Source organism: Sorangium sp. So ce1036, assembly GCF_051369805.1.
In the GTDB taxonomy this organism is placed as follows: domain Bacteria; phylum Myxococcota_A; class Polyangia; order Polyangiales; family Polyangiaceae; genus Sorangium; species Sorangium cellulosum_F.
In genome coordinates this window covers 8779998-8801234 of sequence record NZ_JBBMOX010000001.1, presented here as the reverse complement: position 1 = coordinate 8801234, position 21237 = coordinate 8779998, and the positions used below count along the sequence as shown (strand labels likewise).

Sequence of the window (21237 nt, the reverse complement as noted above, 5' to 3'; positions counted from 1 at the left end):
ACATCGCCAAAGGCTTTTTCGAGAACGGCTGTGCGTGCAGGTTCGCCTGCGGGCAGGGGGCCGCTCCCTGGCGGCCCGCAGCGCCCGGTACGCGCCTCAGCGCGGCTTGCCCGCCCCCAGGCTCGAGAGCGCTTGCTCCGCGTCACGCCGGTAGGCGTTGTCGGTCGGCGCCGTCGAGAGGAAGCGCTCGTAATGATGGATCGCCCTCTCGCGCTGGTTCGTCGCGCGCAGCGCCTCGGCCAGCAGGAAGTGCGCGTCGAACAGCCACGGCGGCGCCGAGCGCTCCGGCGCCTCGCCCAGGGCGACCGCCTGCTCCATCTCGCTCACGGTGCCGACCCGGTTGCCGCGCGACGCGTAGATCTTGCCGAGCCGGTAGTGCCACTCGGGGACCTTGTCGTTCCCCGCGATCGCCTTGCGCCACGCCTCCTCCGCGGCCGCCCAGCTCCCCTGGTCCTGGTAGCAGAGCGCCATCGTGGCGTAGGCCTCGTGGCGGGACGGCCGCTTCTCGAGCGCGATCCGCAGATCCTCCAGCGCGTCGCGGCTCGCGCCCTGCTTCTGCAGGAGGACGCCGCGCTGCCAGTACGCGTCGCCGAGCTCGGCGTCGAGCTCCAGCGCCCGCTTGAGCGCGACCTCCGCGCGCGCGGGCTGGCCCGTCTCGTTGGCCCCCCAGCCGACGTAGAGGTGGTACTCGGCGCGGTTCGGGTCGATCTCCGCGGCGCGCTCCAGGAAGCGCAGCGCCTCGGCCGTGTGGGTGCCGCGCACCAGGAGCGCCCGGCCGAGGAAATGGTTCGCCTCGGCGGAGTTCGGGCGATCCTTGAGCACCTCGCGCAGCATCGGCTCGGCCTGGCTCGCGTGGCCCGCCATCACCTGGGTCGACCCGACGCGCAGCTTCAGATCGATGTCGTTCGGCGCCTTGCGGAGCGCGTCGGCGTACATCTCGAGCGCGCGCTCGCTCTGGCCCGTCTCCTCGAACAGGAGCCCCCGCTCCAGCGCGAGGCCGGGGTAGTCCTTGTCGGCCGCCGCGACCTTGTCGAAGATCGCCGCCGCCTCCTCGAACCGGCGCAGGCGGCGGTAGGCCACCCCCAGCTTGAACTGGCTGCCGAGGTCGTCCTCCTTGGCGAGCGCCAGCTCGAGCTCCTGCCGCGCGTCCTCGTACCGCCCGGTCTGCAGCGCGACCTCGGCCTTGGCCTTGTGCAGGGCGGGCAGGTCCGGGAACTTCGCGGTCGCCTCGGACAGCCTCTCGGCCGCCGCCTCGTTGCGGCCCAGGCTGGACAGGAGCGACGACAGCGCCACGTAGGCGTCGATGACCTCCGGGCGGTTCTCGCTCGACTTCACGGCGTCGAGGTACGCCGCCTCCGCCTCCTTCTTGTTGCCCAGCGCGAGCTCGGTGCGCCCGAGCCAGTAGGCGACCTGCGGATCGGCCGGGTGGGCCTTCTGCAGCCGCTTCAGGAGGTCCTTCGCCTCCTTCATGCGCTCCTGCGCGAGCCACGTCTTCGCCGCGCCGATCTGCGCCGACAGGTCCTCGGCGTCGGCGCGGACCGCGGCCTCGAAGCGCGCCAGCGCCTCGGAGTAGCGGCCCGACCGGTAGAGGACCTCGCCGTTGCCGATGAGCGCGCGCACCGCCTGCGGGTCGAGCTTGACCGCGGCGGCGAACGCCTGCTCGGCGGCGCTCATGCGCGACTTCGCGAGGTGCATGGTGCCGAGCAGCGTGTACGCCTCGACGATCTCGGGGTCGCTCGCGGCGGCCCGGACCGGGCCCTCGCCCGTGACCTCGCCGAGCCGCTCGAGCGCCTCCTGCTCGCGGGCCGGCGCCTGCCAGAGGAGCGACGCGAGCAGGATGCGGGCCCCGACATGGTCGCGCGAGGCCGCCAGCGCGGCCCTGGCGCTCGCCTCGGCGCCGGCCGTGTCGCCGGCGAGGTGCTGCGCCCGGGCCAGGCCGAAGAGCGTGCGCGCGCTCTTCTGGAGCGCGCCCGCGCGCTGCCACGCCGCGACCGCCCCGGCGGCGTCCCGCTCGCGGAGCGCGATCTCGGCGACGAGGACGGCGACGTCGATGTCGTCCTTGCGCTGCGCGGAGAGCGCCTGCGCGGCCTGCCGCGCGCGCGCGAGCTGGCCCGACGCCGCGTCCTGCGTCGCGACGGCCAGGGTGAGCAGGTCGCCCGGGTGGGAGCTCGCGAGCGAGACCATCTCCTTGCCGAAGGCGTCGTCGACGGTCCGGTGCCCGAAGCGCAGGATGCGCGCGAACGCGGCGTAGCCGACGTAGGCCATGGTCGGCCGGTGGCGCGGCGCACTGTCGCGCGTGGCCCTGGCGTCGTTCAGCGCGTTGCCCGCGGCCAGCGCGGTGTCCTCGGCGAGCGCGGCCTGGACCCGCATGCGGAGCTCGGCGAGCGCCTCGTCGTGCGCGGAGGCGTTGAGCCGGTCGCTGACGAGGTTCACGCCGAACGCGCCGATGTCCGGGACGAGCGCGAGCGCGCCGCCGCCCACGGCGGCGACGGCGAGCGCCGCCACGACGTACCGCTTGACCTTCGACCTCGGCTGCGGGGCCTCCTGCGCGGGCGAGGGCTTCTCGACCTGCGCCTCTGCGCCGGCGCCCAGGTCGCCGATCTCGGTGCCGGCGCCGGTCAGGTCGACCTCGTCCCCGACGCTGGGGGGCGCCTCGCCGAGCTCGATGGACCGATCCTCGAGGTCCGTGGGCGCCTGCGTGAAGTTCGCGGAGCGGTCCGACGGATCGTAGGCGGTGGGCGCGGCGCCGGGAGGGAGCTGCGTCACGGCCTCGCCGAGCGCGATTTCGTCGCCGAAATCGTCGCCGAAGCTCTCCGCGGGCGCCGCGCCGAGCGCCGCGCCGCTGCTGGGGGGCGGCTCGGGCGCCGCCTGGGGGATCGGGCGCGGTCCGGGCGCCTGGAACGCGGCGCCGATGCGCGAGTCGTCGTACGCCGGCGGGGCCTCGTCGAAGAGCTCGGCGCCGACGATGCTGCCTGGACCCGCAGGCGTGGGCGCCGACGGGGGCGCGGGCGCGCCGGGGCCCGCGGCCTTCGTGGGGAGGCCGGGGCCCATGGCCCTCGTGGGAAAGCCCGAGGACGCCGGGGAAGGGAAGCCCGCGGACGCCGGCGCAGGCAGGCCCGAGGACGCCGGGGAAGGGAAGCCCGCGGACGCCGGCGCAGGCAGGCCCGAGGACGCCGGCGCAGGGTAGCCCGGCATGGTCTTCGCCGGGAGCCCGGCGCGCGCGGGCGAGGGGAGCGGCGACGAGGCCGGCACGGGCAGCCCCGCGCCGGACAGCGGGGCCGGCATGCCGACGCCACCCGGGACCGAGGCCGGCAGATCGCCGGCGACGACGGGCAGGTCGTTCGAGGACGGCGAGGGCAGCTCGGCCTCGACGTCGCCGTCCCCCTCGAGCGGCAGCTCGAGCTCGCCGAAGCCGAACGCCATGGAGCTGCCGCTGCGACCGCTCGGGCGCGGCGGAGGCGCCGGCGGCATGTCGTCGTCCAGGTCCCCGAAGTCGTGCTCCGGGGCGACGCGCGGGGCCGCCATGTCCCCCATCCCGAGCGTCCGACCGCGGCCGAGCGGCTGCGTGACGGCCCCAGCGCGCCCGCCGGGCCCGGCGTCGTGCCCGCCGAACCCGAGCCCGGCGTCGTGCCCGCCGAACCCGAGGCCGGCGTCGTGCCCGCCGAACTCCAGGGTGCTGCGCCCGCGGCTGCTGGGAGGAAGCCGCTCGGCCCGGGCTGGCAGATCGGTCCCGGCGAACGCGGCCGGCGTCGCCGGGGCGGTGCGGGACTCGGCGCGCGATCGCGCGGGCAGCGGCGCCGGCGCGGCGGGCACGTCGCCGTACACGACCGGCAGATCGTCGGCGTCGAGCCCGTGCACCTCCGCGTCCGTGGGGCTCGGGAGCTCGACCATCAGATCGATCTCGCCGAAGCCGCGCCGCTGCGGCGCGGTCTTGGCGTTGCGCCGGTCGGCCAGGCTCGGGCGATCGGGCACATCAGGCAGGCCGATCTCGCCGAAGACCTCGGGCCCCGGCGGCTCGGGCGCCGGCGCGGGCGCTTCGCGCCGGGGCGGCGCCGCTGCCGCGCGCCGCGGCGGCGCGACCGCGGGGAGCGGGACGTCCACGGCCGCCACAGGCAGATCCGCGTCCTCGGGCATCGCCGGCACGCTCCGCTCCACGAGCTGCAAGCCCTCCTCCCGGGCCTCCGGCGCGGGCGGGGGTGCTGCGCCCGCGCCTTCCTTCGTCACCAGGAGGCTCGTGCCGCACTTCGGACAGCGCATCCTGAGCCCCGCAGGGGGAACGCGCTTCTCGTCGACCTGGTACGGCGATCTACATCCGTCGCACTCGACCTTGATCATGCTCCCCGATCCGATGCGGACGCTGCGAGCTCCTCCGCATGCGCCGCCACGCTCGTTCGGCCTGCGAGAGGCCGGGATGCCCCGACATCCGCTCTCCTTACTAGCAGGGCTTGTCGTCCTTGGATCGCCTCTTCTACGCGCCCTCCTCAAATCGGCGACCTCCTCCGGGGCGCCGCGGGCCCCTGGCCGGCGCGATGACGGAGGCGGACGGACGCTGACCGAGCGCGGCGGGGCGGCTCACCGCGGCGACGAGGCGTCGCCCCGTCATCGTGGCTCGCCAAGCGTCGGCCACTTGTGGTAACGCGCTGCCGCCCATGCAGCGGTCGACGGCGCTCATTTATACGCTCTTCTTCGCGGGCGCGGTTGCGTTCGTCATCGCGAACAGCGGCCCGAAGGCGCGCGGGACGGTCAGCGCGCCCGCGGACGCCGGCGCCGAGGCCGAGGCCGACGCGGGCGCGCCGGCGGCGGCGCTGGCCGACGCCGACGCCGGGAGCGACGGCGGCGGAGGGGCCCCGGAGGAGAGCGACCCGGGGCAGGCGGCGCGAACCGACGCGGGCGTGACGCTCCTCTCCGGCGAGGCGCCGCCCGGGCTGCCTGCCGAGGCGCCGAAGAAGGTGCGCTTCGGCGTGGTGCTCGTGCAGTACCGCGGCGCGCAGGGGGCGCCGACGACCGCGCGAACCAAGGAGGCCGCGCTGGAGCTCGCCAAGGAGCTCGCCGAGCTGGCCAAGACGGACTTCAAGGCCGCCGTCAACAAGGGCGACAAGGGCTCGACCGACGACCTCGGCCATATCCCGCGGGGCGTGCTCGAGCCGGCGCCGGAGTACGAGCTCTTCAGCCTCCCGAAGGGGGGCGTGAGCGGCCCGGTCGATACGCCGCGCGGCTTTTGGATCACGCGCCGGATCGAGTAAGGAAGGCGCACTGCACCCGGCGCGCCGCCGCGGGCGCGACGCGCCGTACGCAACAGGCGCAGCCGACGCAACCCGCGTCATCGAACGTAGTTGAACGCAAGCCGAACGTGGGCTGAACCCAGGCCGAACGTGACGCAGAAGAGTGGAGATATCCGTATGGCGACGATCGACATCCGCCGGCAGCACTCGCTCGACAAGGAGGAGGCCAAGAAGCGCGCGGAGCAGCTCGCGCAGGGCATGGAAGACAAGCTCGGCATCACCTGGCGGTGGGACGGCGATCTCATCCGCTTCGAGGCCCCGGGCGGCGCCGCGAAGGGGACGAAGGGCGTCGTGCGCGTCGAGGCGTCGGCGGTCCAGGTGGAGATCGATCTCCCGTTCCTGCTGAAGGCGATGAAGGGCATGGTCGAGTCGAAGGTCAACGAGAAGCTCGACTCCGTGCTCGGCAAGGCCTGACCCGCCCGCCGGGCTCAGCTCGCCGGCCCGTCCCCTGCCACGCGAGCCCCTCGCCCGCGCGCACCGCGGCGCGGGGGGCGCGCCCCCGCGCGCCGCATGAGCGCCCCCGCGCGCCGCATGAAGGACGCCGCGCGGGTGTGCCCCCGCGCGCCGCATGCAGGATCGCCGCGCGGGACGATCCTCCGCGCGCGGCGCTGCTCGCGCTCACCCCGGGCGCTCCTCCATGCCCGGCGCGCTTTACTCGGCGCGCTTCGGTTCGCTACTCTCCGCCATCGTCATGCGTTGCGCACAAATGGGACCCCCTTCGGAGGCGTAGCGAAGCGAGATGACGGTTCAGGCACCCGAGGGTCAGGTGGAGAGCATGACGGCCCTGATCGCGCGTCTCCGCGCGGAGCAGGCAGAGCAACCGGAACGACAGCTCCAGGCGCTCTTGCTGCACGAGCTCGGCGCGCTCGAGGAGGCGCTGGGCGAGGAGCCCACCGCGGCGCGCGACTACCTCGCCGCGTTCAACGCGGATCCCCAGTTCAGGGAGCCGCTCGAGGCGCTCGTCCGCATCCTCACGCGGCGCAAGTCGATCAAGAACCTGGGCAAGCTGCTCGACGCGCTCACGCGCGCCGCGGCCACGCCCGAGGAGCGGGCGCGCGCGTTCTGGGAGCGCGCGGCGTACCTCCAGGACCACGAGCAGGACCTCGCGGCGGCCAAGGAGGCCCTCGAGGAGGCGGCGCTCAGCAACCCGGAGGACGCGACGCCGTGGCTCGAGCTCGAGCTCATCGCGGCCAAGGAGGGCGACCTCGCCGGCCGGATGCGCGCGCTCGAGGCCCGCGCGGAGCTCGCGACCGACGCGACGTGGAAGGGGCTGCTCTTCATCGAGCTCGCCGACCTCGCGGCGGCGACCGACAGCGTCGAGCGCGCCTACGAGCTGCTCGACGCCGCGGCGGCGCTGGAGGGGCGGGCGCGCTTCAAGTCGCAGCTCGCCCTCGAGGCCATCGCCAGCCGCGAGCAGGACCTCGGGGCGCTCGCGCGCGCCCTCGAGGGGCAGGCCGAGCTCATCGCCGACGCCCTGGACGACGAGGCGAGCGGCGACGCGAACGGCGTCCCCCGGCTCCTGCGCAAGCCCGAGCACGCGGCCGACGCGTGGCTGCGCGCGGCCGAGCTGACCCAGCGGGCCGGCACGGGCGGCTTCGCGTCGCTGCTCGAGCGGGCCGCGGAGCGGCTGCCCGGGTCGGCGCTGCTCGCGCGGGCGCGCATCGCCGCGCTCGAGGCCGCCGGCGAGGCCGAGGCCGCCGCGACCCTGGCCCGGCAGGAGATCGAGCGCGGCGCCAGCGGGCCCGGCGCGGCGGCGCTGTGGCTGCGCGTCGCCGAGGCGGCCGCGCTCGCGAGCGATCGCGAGGCCGCGCTCGCGGCGCTCAGGAGCGCGCTCGCGGCCGATCCGCAGTGCATCCCGGCGCGCGCGCTGGAGATCGACCTGCTCGGCGACGGGCAGGACCCGGCGGCCTTCGCGGCGTCGCTCGAGGCGACCGCGGCGTCGTACGGCAGCGACGAGGCGAGGGGGCGCGCGCTGCTCCTCGCGGCCTACGTGTGGGCGGTGCGGACGGACGACGTCGGCGCGGCGAAGGCGGCGCTGTCGCAGGCGGGCATGGCCGGCGTCAACCCGGGCGTGCTCGCGCGGTTCGGCCGGTCGTTCGCGGCGCTCCGCGGCGACGCGGCCTGGTACGAGGAGTCGACGAAGCGGCTGCTCTCGACCGGCGCCGACGCGGGCGAGAAGGCGAGCCTGTGGTTCGAGATCGGCCGGGGCCGCCTCCTCCGGGGCGACGCGGACGGCGCCGAGCGCGCCTTCGCCGAGCTCGCCGGCGCCGGCGCGGAGGACGGCGGCGCCGCGCCGAACGCGTGGCTCGGCCGGGCGCTCGGCGCGTTCGCGGTCGATCTCGTCCGGAGCCGGCGCGAGCGCGCCGATGAGCCCGGCGCCCCCGGCCCCAGGCGTTCGCCGATGGTCATCGAGGCGCTCGCGGAGGTCGAGGGGGAGGAGACCGCGCGCGGGCTCTGGCTCGTCGCGGCCCTGCGCAGCGCGCGGGGCGGCGATCTGGATCGCGCGCGGACCCGGCTCCGCGCGCTCTTCGAGCGGTCCGCGGCGGACGAGGTCGTCGCGGTGTTCCTGGCGGAGCTCGACCGGCGCGCCGGCAGCCCCGCCGCCGCGGCCGCGACGCTCTCGGCCTGCGCCGCGGCGACCGACGACGACGCCCTCTCGGCGGCGCTGCACATCGAGGCGGCCATCCTGCTCTTCCGCGCCGGCGAGCGCGCGCGCGCCGTCGACGAGCTCGAGGCGGCGCGCGGCAAGGCCCCGCGCGCGGGCGCGACGGCGCTCACCTGGGCGCTCCGGGGCCACGAGGCCGACGACCTCCACGGCCGGCGCCGCGCGCTCGAGGTGGCGGGCGAGGCGGGCGAGAGCCCCGCGGCGCTCGCGCTCTCGCGGTTCGGCCTCGAGGCCGGCGCGGCCGAGGGCGGCGACGCGGACGAGGCGCTCGCGATGCTCGAGGCCCTGGAGTCGCAGGCGAGCGACGATCTCGCGCTCGCGGCCGCGCTCGGGCGGCTCCTCTTCCAGCCGGCCCTCGAGCAGCGGGACGCCGTGGAGCGCGCGCTCGATTTCATCGAGGAGCGGGGCGACGGGGCCGCGTCCATCGCGCACGCCGAGCGCTTCCGCCTCGCGCGCGCCCTGGACCAGGACCGCGCGCTCACCGCGGCGCGCGCCGCGGCGTGGGCGGAGGCCGATCCGAGCCTCCACGCCGACCTCGAGTGGCTCGGCGCGGCGCTCGGCGCCGAGGATCGCGAGGCGGAGGTCGCCGCGCGGAGCGCCGTGGCGCGGCACCTCGAGTGCGAGGCCCGCGCCGCGATGGAGGCCTCGGCCGCGATCGTCGGCGCGCTCGACCAGCCGAACCTGCCGCGGCCGTTCCTCTCGGGCGAGCACGCGCCCGCGCAGCTCGCGAACCTGGAGCTCGCGCTGCCCGGCTGCGACCCGCGCCGGCGCGCCGCGGCCCTGCTCGGCCTCGGCGACGTGCTCGGCGAGGACGCGCAGCTCATCGCGCTCGGGCTCGCGGGCTGGTCGGACTTCGCGGCCGGCGATCACGAGCGGGCGCTCGCCGCGTTCCGCGCGGTGGTCGAGCGGCGGCCCGACGACATCGCCGCGTGGGAGGGGGTCCGCGCGGCCTCGGAGGCGCTCCGCGACCCGGTGTCGACGGCGCTCGCCTCGGCGCAGCTCGGGGCGCTCTGCAAGGACGACGCGCGCGGCGCGGAGTTCTGGGAGGGCGCGGGCCTGCTGCTCCTCGAGCACACCGAGGCCCACGACGACGCGGAGATCGCCTTCGATCGCGCCTTCGCGCGCGACGCGCGGCGCGGCGTCGCCTTCGATCGGCTGTTCCGCCGGATCCGCGCGCGCAACGAGGACGATCGGCTGCTCGACATCATCGAGCGGCGGCTCGGCGTGGCCGACGACGACCTCGAGATCTGCAAGCTGTTCTGGGAGCGCGCGCGCGTGCTCCGCAAGAAGGGCAAGCTCGACGAGGCGCTCGCCGCGCTCGAGAACGTGACGCTGCTCGAGCCGGACCACATCGGCGCGCTGGCGCTCTCGGCCGACATCTCGAGGGCGAAGGGCGATCTCGGCCAGGCGGCGGCCTTCTACGCCGAGCTCTCGCGGGTCGCGAAGGCCCCGGCGGAGCAGCGGCTGATGTCGGGGATCACCGCGGTCGACGTGTACGAGAAGCGGGGCGAGCACGACAGGGCGCTCGACGTGCTGGTCGGCCTCCACCGGGCCGGGCTGTCGACGCTCCCGGTCCGCGAGCGCCTCGTCCGGGTCGCCGCCCGGGTCGGCTCCTGGGAGGAGGCCACGCGCCTGCTCGAGGAGCTCATGGTCGAGCGCGACACCGCCGAGGGGCGGAGCGAGGCGGCGCGGCTCGCGATGGCCATCTACCGGGACCAGCTCCGCGCCCCGCTCCGCGCGGAGCGGGCGGTCGCGAGGCTCCTCGAGGAGGTGCCGGACGACGGCGAGGCGATCGATCTCGTGCTCACGACGGGCTACGAGCCGGCGTTCCGCACCCGCGTGCTCGGCCGCGCCAAGGCGACCTTGATCCAGGCGCTCGCGGCGGACCCGTGCGACGCGGACCGGGTCGGGCTGCTCGCGAAGATCGCGGGCGCGGGGCAGGACGCGGCGCTCCGGCAGGCCACGCTGGGCGCGCTCGTCGCGCTCGGCAGGATCGACGAGGGCATCTCCGCGGAGCTCAGGAAGATCGACGCCCGCGTCCCGGCGCGGCCGCAGATCGCCCTCGACGCCACGGCCATGGCCGAGATCGCCGATCCGCTCGACACCGGGCCCGTCGGCGAGCTGTTCGCCAGGATGGCCGAGACGATCTCGATGGCGCTCGGCCCCTCGCTCGTGTCGCTCGGCGTGGGCAAGCGGGACCGCATCGACTCCCGCGGCGGCCACCCGCTGCGCGTGGCCGTCGCCGAGTGGATGGGCGCGCTCAGCTTCGAGACGGACTTCGAGCTCTACGTCGGCGGCCCGAACCCGCGCGGGGCGACGGGCGTCTACGGCCAGCTGCCGGCGCTCGTGCTCGGCCCCGAGATCACGACGCCGCTCGACGCCGCCGCGCGCTCGGCGATCGCGCGCGAGGCGTTCGCCCTGCGCCGGGGCATCACGTCGCTCAGGACGCGCGACGACAACACCGTCGCCTCGCTCGTCGCGGCGTCCTGCATCGAGGCGGGCCTCTCGGTCCCGCAGCCCCCGTACGCGGTGTACGGCGAGGTCGCGCGCGCCATCCACAAGGAGATGTCGCGCGCGACCCGCAAGGCCATCGCGGACGTGTGCCAGCGCATCGTCGCGAGCCAGCAGGATCCGCGCCGCTGGGCGCAGGCCGCGCGCAGGAGCATCGACCGCATGGCCGTCATCGCCGCCGGCGACGTCTCCCTGGTCCTCTCGGACATCCTGAGCACGCCGCGCGACCAGCTCGGAGGCGCCGTCGCCGAGAGCGAGCGGGCGCGCCAGCTGATCGCGTTCGTCCTTTCCCAGAGCTACCTCGAGCTTCGCCGGAAGCTCGGGATGGGGGTCCGGTGAGCAAGAATCCGCAATCCAAGGGCTCTCCTGGCGGCGACGAGGGCACCCCGTCGCAGGAGAAGATCACGGTCCCGCCGCCGGCGATGTACGGCGCGGCGGTCTCGGACGCCGACGTCGAGGAGGCCACGCTCCTCGCCAAGATCCCCGAAGAGCTCATCCAGTCGATCCGCGCCGAGGAAGGGGAGCGCGCCGGCGAGGGCGGCCTGAAGCAGCTCTTCTCCCGCGAGCCGATCCCGGCGCCCCCCCGGTCGGCGCCGAGCGCCGGGCAGGGCGACGCGCTGCTCGACATGCTCTTCGAGGACCCGCGCCCCGACGCCGACGCGGACGACGGCGTCGTGACCTCGGCGCCCGCGCTGCCTGGCGCGCGCCGGACGACCGCGGGGGTGGGGCCCCTGACGCCGCCGCGCCCGCCGTCGCTGCCCCGGCCCGCGATCCCGCCCCGCTCGGGCAGGGCGGGCGACGCCGCGGCGCCGCTGGGGGTCGAGCCCTCGCCGGGCGATCGGACGCCGAGGATCCCGCCGCAGGCCGCGTCCGCGCGGCCTGGCGGGCCGCGGCCCGAGCCCCGCGGCGCCTCGCCGCGGCCGCCGGCGCCGCCCCCGAGCCCGCCGGCCGCGCACCCCGACGACGCCGTCGAGCTGGGCGACCGCGCGACGCCCATCCCCGACGGCGGCGACTCGCCGTTCGAGTTCGCGCCGCCCAGCGAGGTCGGCGGCGGGCTCTCGGCGCCGCCGGGCCTCCACGGCGAGGGGGCGGCGCGCTTCGACGACGAGGACACCGCGGGCTTCGACGACGAGGAGACGAAGGCCCTGGACGACGAGGGGCCGAGCACCCGGCCGTTCGCCGGCGACGCGCCCGCCGCCGATCTCTGGAATCGGGCCGCGGCCGACAGCGATCCCGGCGAGCTCGTGGACGAGTCCAGCCTGCTCGACGAGGACGATCTCGCGCAGACGCGCGTCGCGAGCACGAGGCCGGCGGCCCCCGCGCCGCTCACGCCGCCCCGAGCGACCCCGGTGCCGCACTCGTCGCCGCGCGCGAGCGCCCCGCCGTACTCGTCGCCGCGCGCGAGCGCCCCGCCGTACTCGTCGCCGCGCGCGAGCGCCCCGCCGCACTCGTCGCCCAGCGGGGCCCCCTCCCGCCGCGAAGGCGAGAGCCTCCCGCCGCTGCCGTCGATCCCGCCGCCCGCGTCCGTGTTCGACAGCGAGCAGGACGCGAGCGCGATCCTCGTCCAGTCGCAGCAGCGCGACGCGTGGGCGGCGCGCGCCTCATGGCTCCGCGCCGAGGCGGAGCTCATCGAGGACCCGACCGCGCGCGCCCGCGCGCTCCTCCCCGTCGCCGAGCTCTACGTGATGGCCGGAGAGGACGCGACCGCCCGCGCCGTCGCCGCCGAGGCGCGCGAGCTCTGCCCGAACCTGATCTTCGCGCACCGGCAGCTCCGCGGGCTCCTGATGCGCGAGGGGGACCTGCCCGCCGCGCTCGACGCGCTGGAGGCCGAGACCCGCGTCCTCGGCGTGCCGGCCGCGCGCTGCCACAACCTGGTGCTCGGCGCCGAGATCGCCCGCGTCTCGCTCGAGGATCCCGAGGGCGCGCACAAGCGCATGGAGCTCGCGGCCCGGACGCACCCCGCCGACCCTCGGCCGCACGTCCAGCGCTTCTGCGACGCCCTCGCGGCGCCCGACGCGGACGCGGCGGCCTCCGCGGCGCTCGCGCGGTTCCGCCTCCCGGACGCGCCCGAGCTCGCGCCGCTCGCCGCGGCGTGCGCCCAGGTGGCCGTGCACCGCGGCGCGCCGCGCCGCGGGCGCGCGCCGGCCACGCCGTACGAGGCGCTGCTCCGCGCCCGCGCCCAGCTCCGCGCCGGGGACCTGACCGGGTGCCTCGCGGGCCTCGAGCCGCTCCGCGACACCTCGCTCGCGCCCGCGGCCGCGTGGCTCATCGCCGCGCTGGGCGCCGCGCGCAAGGAGACCCGCCAGGCGGCGCTTGACGCGCTCCGCAGCGCCGCGTCCGGCTCGCACGGCGGGCAGGCGCGCCGCGCCCTCGCGGCGCAGGCGATCGAGCTCGGCGACGCCGCCGCCGCCCGCGCCGCCACGCTCGAGGCCGACGGGGCCGACGAGGCGTTCTCGCCGGCCGATCGCGTCGTCCTCGCGGCGCTCGCCGGCGGCTCCTCGGACGAGGTCGAGCCCTGGCTCGCCGCCCTCGACGACGATCCGGACTTCGCCCCGCTCTGCGCCGCGGCGAGCGCCGCCCTGAGCGACCCCGCCGCGGCGAGCGGCGCGAGCGACGGGGAGCCGTCCGGCGGGGCGCGCGCGCAGCGCTCCGTGCGCGCCCCCGGGGGCCCGGCCGCCCGCGCGGCCGCGGGGCTCGGCCGCGCGCTCTCGCGCGAGGCCATCGCCGCCGAGGGCGGCGTCGACGCGAGCGACGCCTTCTCCCGCGCGGTGCTCGCCTACGGCGACACCGCGTCCGAGAGCCCGATCTTCCGGGCCCTCGCGCTCGAGCTCGATCTCGACGGCGACCAGGGCGCCCGCGTCGCCCGGGCCGTGGCGGCGCTCCGCGAGGTCGCGTCCGAGCGCGACAGCGCGCTCGCCGCCGCCGTCATCGCGGAGATCGCGGGCGACCAGCGGGCGGCGATGAGCGACCTCGATCGCGCCCGCGCCGCGGATCCGCAGCACGAGGGCGCCGCGCGCGCCCGCGCCGCCCAGGAGAGCGGCGTCGGCGCCGCCCGCATCCTCGCGGAGCACGCGCTCACGCTCGACGAGGGGCCGCGCGCCGCGGTGCTCGTCACCGAGGCCGCGATCCGCCTGCTCGACGGCGGCGACGGCGAGGAGGGAGAGCGCCTGCTCGCGCGCGCCGCGCAGATCGATCCGAAGCTCCCGGTCGCGCTGCACCTCGGCGAGCGGAGCGCCCGCGCCCGGGTGGACCGCGACGGCCTCCTCGAGTGGCTCAGGAGCCGCCGCGAGGGCGCCGCCGATCCGCTGGAGCGGGCCCATGACCTCGTCCGCGAGGCGCTCCTCGTCGCCGAGGCCGACGCCGCGGCGGCCGCGTCGCTCCTCGAGGCGGCGCACCGCTCGCGCCCGGAGGACATCGGCCTGCGCGAGCTCTTCGAGCGGCTCGCGCCGGAGCCCCCGGCCGACCGCGCCGCCTGGCGCGCCGAGCGCGCCGCCGAGGCGATGCGGGAGGCCGAGGGCCAGACCCCCGAGGGCGGCAGCCAGGCGGCGGCCAGCGTCGAGGCCGCCCGCCTCGCGCTCGAGGCCGCCCTCGAGTACGAGCGCGCCGGCGACCTCGGGCAGGCGGCCGCGTGCGCCCGCCAGGCGATCGCCGCGGGCGACACGGCGCTCGCGCCGATCGTCCTCCACCGCGCGGCCGTCGCCGGCCACGGCGCCGGCGAGCTCGTCGACGCCCTGATCCCGCGCGCCCGCGAGGCGTCGGACCCGGCCGAGCGCCTCGAGCTCTACGAGCGCCTCGCCGAGCTCGACGAGCTCGGGCGCAGGGACGCTGGCAGCGCCCTGCTCTGGCGCCGCTCGATCCTGGAGGAGACGCCGCACCACCTGCCGACGCTCCGCAAGGTCGCCTCCTCCCTGATCTCCGAGGGGCGCGACGAGGAGCTCGAGCCCATCGCCCTCGAGATCGCGCGCGTCCTCGACGGCCCGGAGGCGATCGCGCACGCGCTCCTGTCCGCGCGGCTGCGCATGCGCGTGCTCCCGTGGGAGGAGACGCTCGAGCCCGTCCAGATCGCGTACCGGAACGAGCCGCGGGGCATCTGGGCGCTGCGCCAGATGGCCGCCCACGCCCGCGCGAAGGAGGATCACGCCCTCGCGATCGAGGCGGATCGCCAGCTCATCGAGCGCACCGATCGCCCGTCCGAGGCCGCCGCCCTGTCCGTGCGCGCCGCCAAGGACGCCCTCCTCGCCGGCTCGATCGAGGACGCCGTGGCCTTCTTCCGCCACGCGATCACGCTCGTCCCGCACTACCTCGTCGCGCACCTCGACCTCGCCGACGCGCTCGAGCGCGGCGACGACGCGGCCGCGGCCGCCGCCGCGCTCGAGTCGGCGGCGGGCGCCAGCGTCGGCTCCGAGGGGCGGGCGCACTCGCTCTACGCCGCGGCGGTCCTCTGGCAGGACAAGGTCCAGAACGCCGCGCGCGCCCGCGACGTCCTGGAGGCGGTCGCGACGGTCGACCCGTCGTACGCCGACGTCTTCTCGCGCCTCAAGGCCATCTACGTCGCCGAGGGGGCGCGCGCCGAGCTGGCCGCGCTCCTCGAGCGCCGCCTCGACGCGGTGACCGATCCGGCGGAGCGCGTCGAGATGGAGGTGCTCCGCGGCCGCGCGCTCGCCGACGTCGGCGACGCGAGCGCCGCCAAGCGGGCGCTCGCCGCCGCGCTCGACGCGAACCCCGACCACGTGGAGGCCCTGTCCGCGTACGCCGACGTCTGCGCCGGCGAGGGCGACTGGACCGGCGCCGAGCAGGCGTGGATCCGGCTCGCGCGCCTCGTGCCCGACCCCGCGAAGCAGGCCGCGATCTACCTCCGCCTCGGCGAGCTCTACGACGAGCACGTGCCGAACGCGGAGCGCGCCGAGCTCGCCTACCAGGAGATCCTGAAGCGCGCCCCGGACGACGTGGGCGCGCGCGAGCGCCTCGTCGCCCTCTACAAGCGCGCCGGCGACGGCGCCCGGGCGCTGGAGCAGCAGAACCTGCTCATCGGCGCCGCGGAGGCGCCCGACCAGAAGTGCCGCCGCACCGCCGAGCTCGCCGAGATCTACGAGGCGATGGGCGAGATGAAGAAGGCCGAGGCCACGCTGCTCACGGCCCGCAAGACGTGGCCGAAGGACGACGCCGCGCTGGGCGCGCTGGCCCGCTTCTACCAGCGCACCGAGCAGGTCTCCGCGGCCAACGTCCTGCTCGACCGCGCCCTCGCCGACGCGCGCCGCGCGCTCAACACCGGCCGCTTCGAGCCCTACCTGTTCTCGACGGTGGCCACGGTGGCGGAGCTCCGCGGGCGCCCCAGCGCCTCGAGGATCGCGCGCGCGACCGTCGCCGCGCTCCAGGGCCAGGAGGCCGCGATGGGCGGCGCGGGCAACGCCGCCGGCGCGGCCCGCCTCGACAGCTTCCTCGCGCCGGACGTCATGACCCCGGCGTTCCGCGAGCTCCTGCTCAAGACGGGCCCGCTCCTCGACGCCGCGGTGCCGTACGACCTCGACTCCATCCGCGCGACGCCGCTGCCGCCTCACCACGCCGACGTCACCGATCTCGCGCGCGGCGTCGGGGCGGCGTACGGCCTCCCTGGCCTGCAAGTCTACATGACGGCCGCGCTCGGCCCCGTCTGCGTCCCGGCGTCGTCGAGCCCGCCCAAGATCGTGCTCGGCCAGGCGCTCGTCACCTCGCCGCGCGACGACGTCCGGCTTTTCCTTATCCATCGCGCCGTCAAGATCCTTCAGACCAACGGCGCGGCGTTCTCGCGGACGGCGCCGATCGACCTCTGGCCGCTGCTCGCCGCCTACCTCAAGGCCTTCTCCCCCTCCTGGACGCCGCAGGGCGCCGACGCCACGCGGCTCCGCGACTACCAGGGCCGCATCGAGCGGGCCATGACGGGCGGCGTCGATCCGCAGCTCGGCGTGCTCGCGGCCGACGTCATCGGCTCGATCGGCAACCGCGCGTCGACCCTCAACACGGCGGTCAACGGCTGGGGCAGCCGCACCGCGTTCCTCGCGGTCGGCGACCTCAACATTGCCCTCACGGGCATCGCGTGGTCCGGCGGCAACACGAACGCGCCGCCCGCCGGGGGCAAGGAGCGCATCACCTGGATCGGGCGCAACGCGGAGGCGCGCGATCTCATCGTCTTCGCCGTGAGCGACGGCCTGGCCGAGGCGCGGGAGCAGCTCGGGTTCAGCGAGTGAGGGCGGGTGGTGGTCACGTTTGGGGTGCTCACCTCCGGGGCTTGCGTTCCGGCGGGCCCCTTTTGTGGCCCGCCTGCACTCCAGCCCCTCCGGTGAGCACCCCAAACGTGACCACCACCTGAGGGCGGGGAGGGGGAGCGCTCGGGCGCTCGTCATCGCGCGCCCCGGCGCTATGTTGAGCGCGCGCTTCGCGAGCACTTCGCCGTCGCGGAGGCCCGCGCGGACGCGTATGCTCCGCCGCCTGCCAGCGAGCGCCCAGCCCCTCTCCTCCGGCACCGCCTGCACGTCCCCTCACGATCCATGACGACGACCCTCAAGGCCAAGCCCCGCGTCTCTTACGATTGCTCGAAGTGCCCGGCCTACTGCTGCTCCATCTACGAGCGCGTCGAGGTGACGCCGCGCGATCTGCGGCGGCTCGCCCGCCATTTCGGCCTGAGCGTCGAGTCCGCCGAGCAGCGCTTCACGAAGCGCTACGGCGGCGAGCGCATCCTCCGGCGGCAGGCCGATCCGCTGCTCGGGCGCGTCTGCCGCTTCCTCGATCTCACGACGCGCGGCTGCACGATCTACGAGGCGCGGCCCGAGGTCTGCCGTGATTACCCCGGCAGGCCGCGGTGCGGTTACTACGACGTGCTCCAGTTCGAGCGCGAGACGCAGGGCGAGCCGGACGTGATGCCGCTCGTGCAGATCACGTTCCGCCCGAGGCCCCAGGCCGGCGAGAGCCGCTCGAAGGGCTAGCGCTTGGCGGCGGTGCGGCGCGCTGGGGGCTCACGCGACCTCGTCGAGCTCGTCGACCCCTGCCGCGTCGGCCGCCGCGCTCGCCTGCATCCGCGCGGGCAGCCACTCTTCCGGCCGGTCGGCCGGGTAGACCCGCAGCGAGCCGTCGGCCGGGCCGAGCAGGTCCTCGACGCGCGCCGCGCCCGTGATGCGCTGCGCCGCGAACAGGCCTGACATCGCGGCGCCGGCCACCCCGTGGCTCAGCGTGCTCGCCCCGCACAGGTACAGCCCCGGGATCCTCGTCCCGATGGAGAACGACAGCGGGCCGAGCTGCCAGGGCGTCTTGGCGGTCCCGTAGGCGGCGCCCCGGTGCGTCGCGCAGTAGAAATCGTTGGTCAGCGGCGTCGCCACCGAGCGGAACACGAGCGCGCGGGAGATGCCGGGGATGATGTTCTCCGCCGCGGCGATCATCTGATCTCCGAGCGACTCCTTCATCTTCTCGTAGTCGGCCCCCCGCTCCCCCGTGCGGGTCTCCTCCCAGCGCGTGAAGGGGTCGTGGGGCACGAACGTGAACATCTCGATCGTGTGGTGTCGGCCCTGCGTCGGGTGCCCCGGGTCCTTCAGCGTCGTGATGGTCAGGAACAGGCCGTCCACCGCGCCGGGCGGGAGCTGGTACTCCGCGCGCTCGTAGATGCGGCCCACGTCCCGGGTGCGGTACCACCAGTAGTTGCCCGAGTCGTAGCCCATCGCCCGGAGGTCCATGTCCACGGCGCAGAACACGCTGAGCAGGCTGACGGAGTACTCCATCCGCTGGATCTTGCGGCGCTCGCGGGCGGTCCTCTCGGGCGGGAGCAGCTCGCCGAAGGTGATGGCCGGGTCCGCGTTCGAGATGACGTTCGCCGCGCGCAGGATCTCGCCGCCCTCCAGCTCGACGCCCGCCGCCCGCCCGCGCTCGACGAGGATGCGCCGCACCCGCGCGCGCATCCGGATCTCCCCGCCGCGCCGGCGCAGCGCCTTGATCATCGCGAGCGGGATGCGCTTGGCGCCGCCGCGCGGGTAGTACCCGCCGTCGAAGTAGTGGGCGGCGACGCTCGCGTGGAGCGGCAGCGACACGCGCGACGGCGGGAGCCCGTGGTCGCCCCCCTGCGCGGACAGGATCGCCCGGAGCATCGGATCGCGGATCGTCGCGTCGAGCAGCGCCTCCTGCGTGCGAAACCCCCAGCGCAGGAGGTGGGGCGCCCTGAGCGGCACGAGCAGGACCTTCGGGAACTCGAGCATCGTGTCCATGCGGAGCAGCTCGTCGTTCAGCCCGCGGAGGACGCTGAAGTACCGCGCGATCCCCTCCGCCTCGTGCGGGAACCGCTCGGTCAGCCGGGCGACGAGCCGATCGAAGCCCTTGGGCACGTCGAACCGCTCCTCGCCGATGAGCAGGTGATCGAACCCGTCCGGGTTGAGCTCGCAGAACTCGAGATCGCCCGAGAGCTCGAGCCCCTCGTAGAGCCGCCTCACCGGGCCGCCTGGACCGAGGCCGCCGATGTAGTGCACGCCCGGGCTGAACAGGTAGCCGTTCAGCGAGAAGCTGTGGGTCCACCCCCCCGGAAGATAGTGCTGCTCGACGACGATCACCTTCGCTCCCGCGCGCGCGAGCGCGAGGGCGGCGGTGAGCCCACCGGAGCCCGATCCGATGACGACGGTATCCGCGTGCTTCATGAGTCCCCCCTCGGACTCCGATGCGCGAAAGACGAGCTTGGTCGCGCGCCTGGGTCCACGCGCTCGCCGATTTTCGCGCCCGGCGATCTCGCGCTGGGCGATCTCGTCCTCGGCGATCTCGCGCCCGGTGATTTACCGCCGTTTACCGCCGTCGGGCGGCGCTCCGGCGTCGGGCGGTGTTCTGTCCGCCTTCTCCATGGCCGTGAGCGGCAGCGGGCAGACGACGGGGACGGCGCGCGAGGGCGTGTGCGTCGACTCGCGGAGGCACGTCTTGCCCGTGAGGCGAAGGCGCTCTCCCACCTCGAGGTCCGGCGGGCACACGATGTCCTGGGACGCCGAGACGAGATCGCCGTCGATCCAGAAGACCTCGCAGCCGGTGTCCGTCCGCCGGAGATGGTAGGACCGCGTCGGGCGCCGCGGCGCGGGCGTGCCCTCGGCCGCGAGGGCGCCGGCATCGCGCTGCGCCGCCTCCGCGCCCTGGCTCCCGGCGTCGCCCTGGCACGCCGCGAGCCCGGACGCGAGCCCCGAGAGGAGCGCCGGCAGGAGCCGGACAGCGATCCGGGCCCGCGTTCGCTGCGACGTCGGCGGCGGCATGGAGGCGCCCTCGCGACCGGCTGGGCTCACCGGCTCGGGAAGAAGAGGATCGACATCTTGGTCAGGAAGAAATCCGCGATCAGGATGGTGATCGAGGTCACCACCACGGTGCGGGTCGTCGACTGGCCGACGCCTTCCGTTCCGCCTCGCGTGATCAGCCCGAAGTGGCACCCGACCAGCGCGATGATCGCCCCGAAGAAGGGGGTCTTGTACATCCCGCTGAAGTAATCCATGAACGTGACGGAGCTGAGCGCCGTCCGCAGGAAGAAGCCGGCCGGGATGCCGAACTCGGTCGCGCAGATCAGCATCGCCCCGCCGAAGCCCAGCACGAGCGCGAACGCGCCGAGCACGGGCATGACCACGATGCTCGCGAGCAGCCGGGGCACCACGAGCTTCTTCACGGGGTTGGCGCCGAGCGCGCGGATGGCGTCGATCTGCTCGGTGACGGCCATCGAGCCGACCTCCGCCGCGATGCCCGCGCCGATGCGGCCGCCGACGATGACCGCCGTCAGCGTGGGCGCGAGCTCGCGCGAGAAGGACAGGCCGATGATGCGGCCCGTGTACTCCATGCCGCCGAACTTCTGCAGGCCGATGGCGAACTGCACCGCCATGACCATCCCCACGAACAGCGCCGTCACGGACGCGATCGCCGCCGAGCGGACGCCGAGCGACTCCATCTGGTAGAGGGTCGAGCGCACCTCGAGCGGCCGCTCGAACATGGCCACGAGCGCCCCCCAGGTCATCCGCCCGAACTGGCCGAGGTGCTCGATGAACGCGAGGACCGCGTCGTTGATCGTGGCGAGCAGGGGGGGCGCCGCCCGGGGGGGCAAGCTGGAAGCGCCCATGCTGGGCGGGGCCACGCTGGTCGAGGCGGGCGGCGGCGCCGTCGGGGTCTTGTCGCGCTCAGTCGTCATCGGCCGGCAGGGTCGAGAAGCCGCGGACCATCCGCGAGAACGCCGGCTCGCTGGCGGCGTAGCGGGCGGGATCTGCGATGAGGAGCATGTCGTACACGCAGCCGTTCTTCTTGAGCACCCAGACGTCGAACACCTTCGGCACCCCGTCGAGCTTCGCCGAGAGGACGGTGTGCATCGCCTCGCGGCCGTCGAACGGGACGACCTCCTGCTTGAGCACCTCGCGCTCGGTGAAGTGCAGGAAGAGGTGGTTCGTCAGCGAGACGAGCGGGACGTCCTCCTCGTTGAGGCAGCGGCCGTTCAGGGCGATGGTCGCCCCGTTCGCGTCGTCGCGGTAGGCCAGGGCGGCGTCCGAGACCGAGATCGGCCTCCAGCCCGCGGGTGCGGGGGGCACGCGGAAGGCGATCTCCTGGCCGCGGTAGACCGTCCCGTCGAACGACGGGCCGCCGCAGCCGGCCAGCGCGAGCACGAGCGCGAGGAGCCTGGCTCGGGGGGACGCTGTGGAGGCCGCCGAGCCCGCGCTGGCGGGGCGCCTTCGAGGGGATCGTCGCATCGCTGCGGGCCGCACGCTATCACGCTTTTGCATCGTGGGCGAACGGCGAGCACCGTGGTCGTCCGGGGGCGGC

The 21237-nt window shown here is 75.7% G+C and carries 10 protein-coding genes; 5 read left to right on the top strand and 5 right to left on the bottom strand.

Annotation, left to right across the window (positions count from 1 at the left end; genetic code table 11):
- Nucleotides 1–96 precede the first annotated feature (96 nt).
- Complete coding sequence (locus WMF31_RS33010; protein WP_436605755.1) at nt 97–4335, bottom strand: tetratricopeptide repeat protein; 4239 nt, start codon at nt 4333–4335, stop codon at nt 97–99.
- Nucleotides 4336–4649: 314 nt separating this feature from the next.
- On the opposite strand from WMF31_RS33010, the gene WMF31_RS33005 reads away from it, so the two are divergent.
- From WMF31_RS33005 to WMF31_RS32985, 5 genes are all read left to right on the top strand, one after another.
- A complete protein-coding gene (locus WMF31_RS33005; protein ID WP_436605754.1) occupies nt 4650–5243 on the top strand; it encodes a peptidyl-prolyl cis-trans isomerase in 594 nt (197 codons plus the stop codon).
- Nucleotides 5244–5399: 156 nt separating this feature from the next.
- A complete protein-coding gene (locus WMF31_RS33000) occupies nt 5400–5696 on the top strand; it encodes a polyhydroxyalkanoic acid system family protein (RefSeq protein ID WP_436605753.1) in 297 nt (98 codons plus the stop codon).
- Between the two features lie 325 nt (nt 5697–6021).
- Nucleotides 6022–10797: a hypothetical protein gene (locus WMF31_RS32995; RefSeq protein ID WP_436605752.1), complete on the top strand. Its 4776-nt coding sequence runs from the start codon at nt 6022–6024 to the stop codon at nt 10795–10797.
- A complete protein-coding gene (locus WMF31_RS32990) occupies nt 10794–16682 on the top strand; it encodes a hypothetical protein (protein ID WP_436605751.1) in 5889 nt (1962 codons plus the stop codon). The genes WMF31_RS32995 and WMF31_RS32990 overlap by 4 nt, the downstream gene beginning before the upstream one ends.
- A gap of 300 nt (nt 16683–16982) precedes the next feature.
- Complete coding sequence (locus tag WMF31_RS32985; protein ID WP_129345276.1) at nt 16983–17417, top strand: YkgJ family cysteine cluster protein; 435 nt, start codon at nt 16983–16985, stop codon at nt 17415–17417.
- 30 nt (nt 17418–17447) lie between these two features.
- Here the strand turns inward: WMF31_RS32985 and WMF31_RS32980 are convergent, their stop codons facing one another.
- The 4 genes from WMF31_RS32980 to WMF31_RS32965 form a co-directional block, all read right to left on the bottom strand.
- Nucleotides 17448–19106 carry a phytoene desaturase family protein gene (locus tag WMF31_RS32980; protein WP_436605750.1) on the bottom strand — a complete coding sequence of 553 codons (1659 nt, stop codon included), beginning with the start codon at nt 19104–19106 and terminating at the stop codon, nt 17448–17450.
- Nucleotides 19107–19238: 132 nt separating this feature from the next.
- Nucleotides 19239–19730 carry a hypothetical protein gene (locus tag WMF31_RS32975; RefSeq protein WP_436605749.1) on the bottom strand — a complete coding sequence of 164 codons (492 nt, stop codon included), beginning with the start codon at nt 19728–19730 and terminating at the stop codon, nt 19239–19241.
- Nucleotides 19727–20614, bottom strand: coding sequence for an MlaE family ABC transporter permease (locus WMF31_RS32970; RefSeq protein ID WP_436605748.1), 888 nt, complete (start codon nt 20612–20614; stop codon nt 19727–19729). Before WMF31_RS32970 ends, WMF31_RS32975 begins: the two co-directional genes overlap by 4 nt.
- Nucleotides 20604–21080, bottom strand: coding sequence for a hypothetical protein (locus WMF31_RS32965; protein WP_436605747.1), 477 nt, complete (start codon nt 21078–21080; stop codon nt 20604–20606). Before WMF31_RS32965 ends, WMF31_RS32970 begins: the two co-directional genes overlap by 11 nt.
- Nucleotides 21081–21237: the final 157 nt, after the last annotated feature.

Coding starts and splice junctions, on each gene's coding strand:
- WMF31_RS32970 (WP_436605748.1), bottom strand. CDS start 20,614: ATGACGACTGAGCGCGACAAGACCCCGACGGCGCCGCCGCCCGCCTCG.
- WMF31_RS32995 (WP_436605752.1), top strand. CDS start 6,022: ATGACGGTTCAGGCACCCGAGGGTCAGGTGGAGAGCATGACGGCCCTG.
- WMF31_RS33005 (WP_436605754.1), top strand. CDS start 4,650: ATGCAGCGGTCGACGGCGCTCATTTATACGCTCTTCTTCGCGGGCGCG.
- WMF31_RS33000 (WP_436605753.1), top strand. CDS start 5,400: ATGGCGACGATCGACATCCGCCGGCAGCACTCGCTCGACAAGGAGGAG.
- WMF31_RS33010 (WP_436605755.1), bottom strand. CDS start 4,335: ATGATCAAGGTCGAGTGCGACGGATGTAGATCGCCGTACCAGGTCGAC.
- WMF31_RS32985 (WP_129345276.1), top strand. CDS start 16,983: ATGACGACGACCCTCAAGGCCAAGCCCCGCGTCTCTTACGATTGCTCG.
- WMF31_RS32980 (WP_436605750.1), bottom strand. CDS start 19,106: ATGAAGCACGCGGATACCGTCGTCATCGGATCGGGCTCCGGTGGGCTC.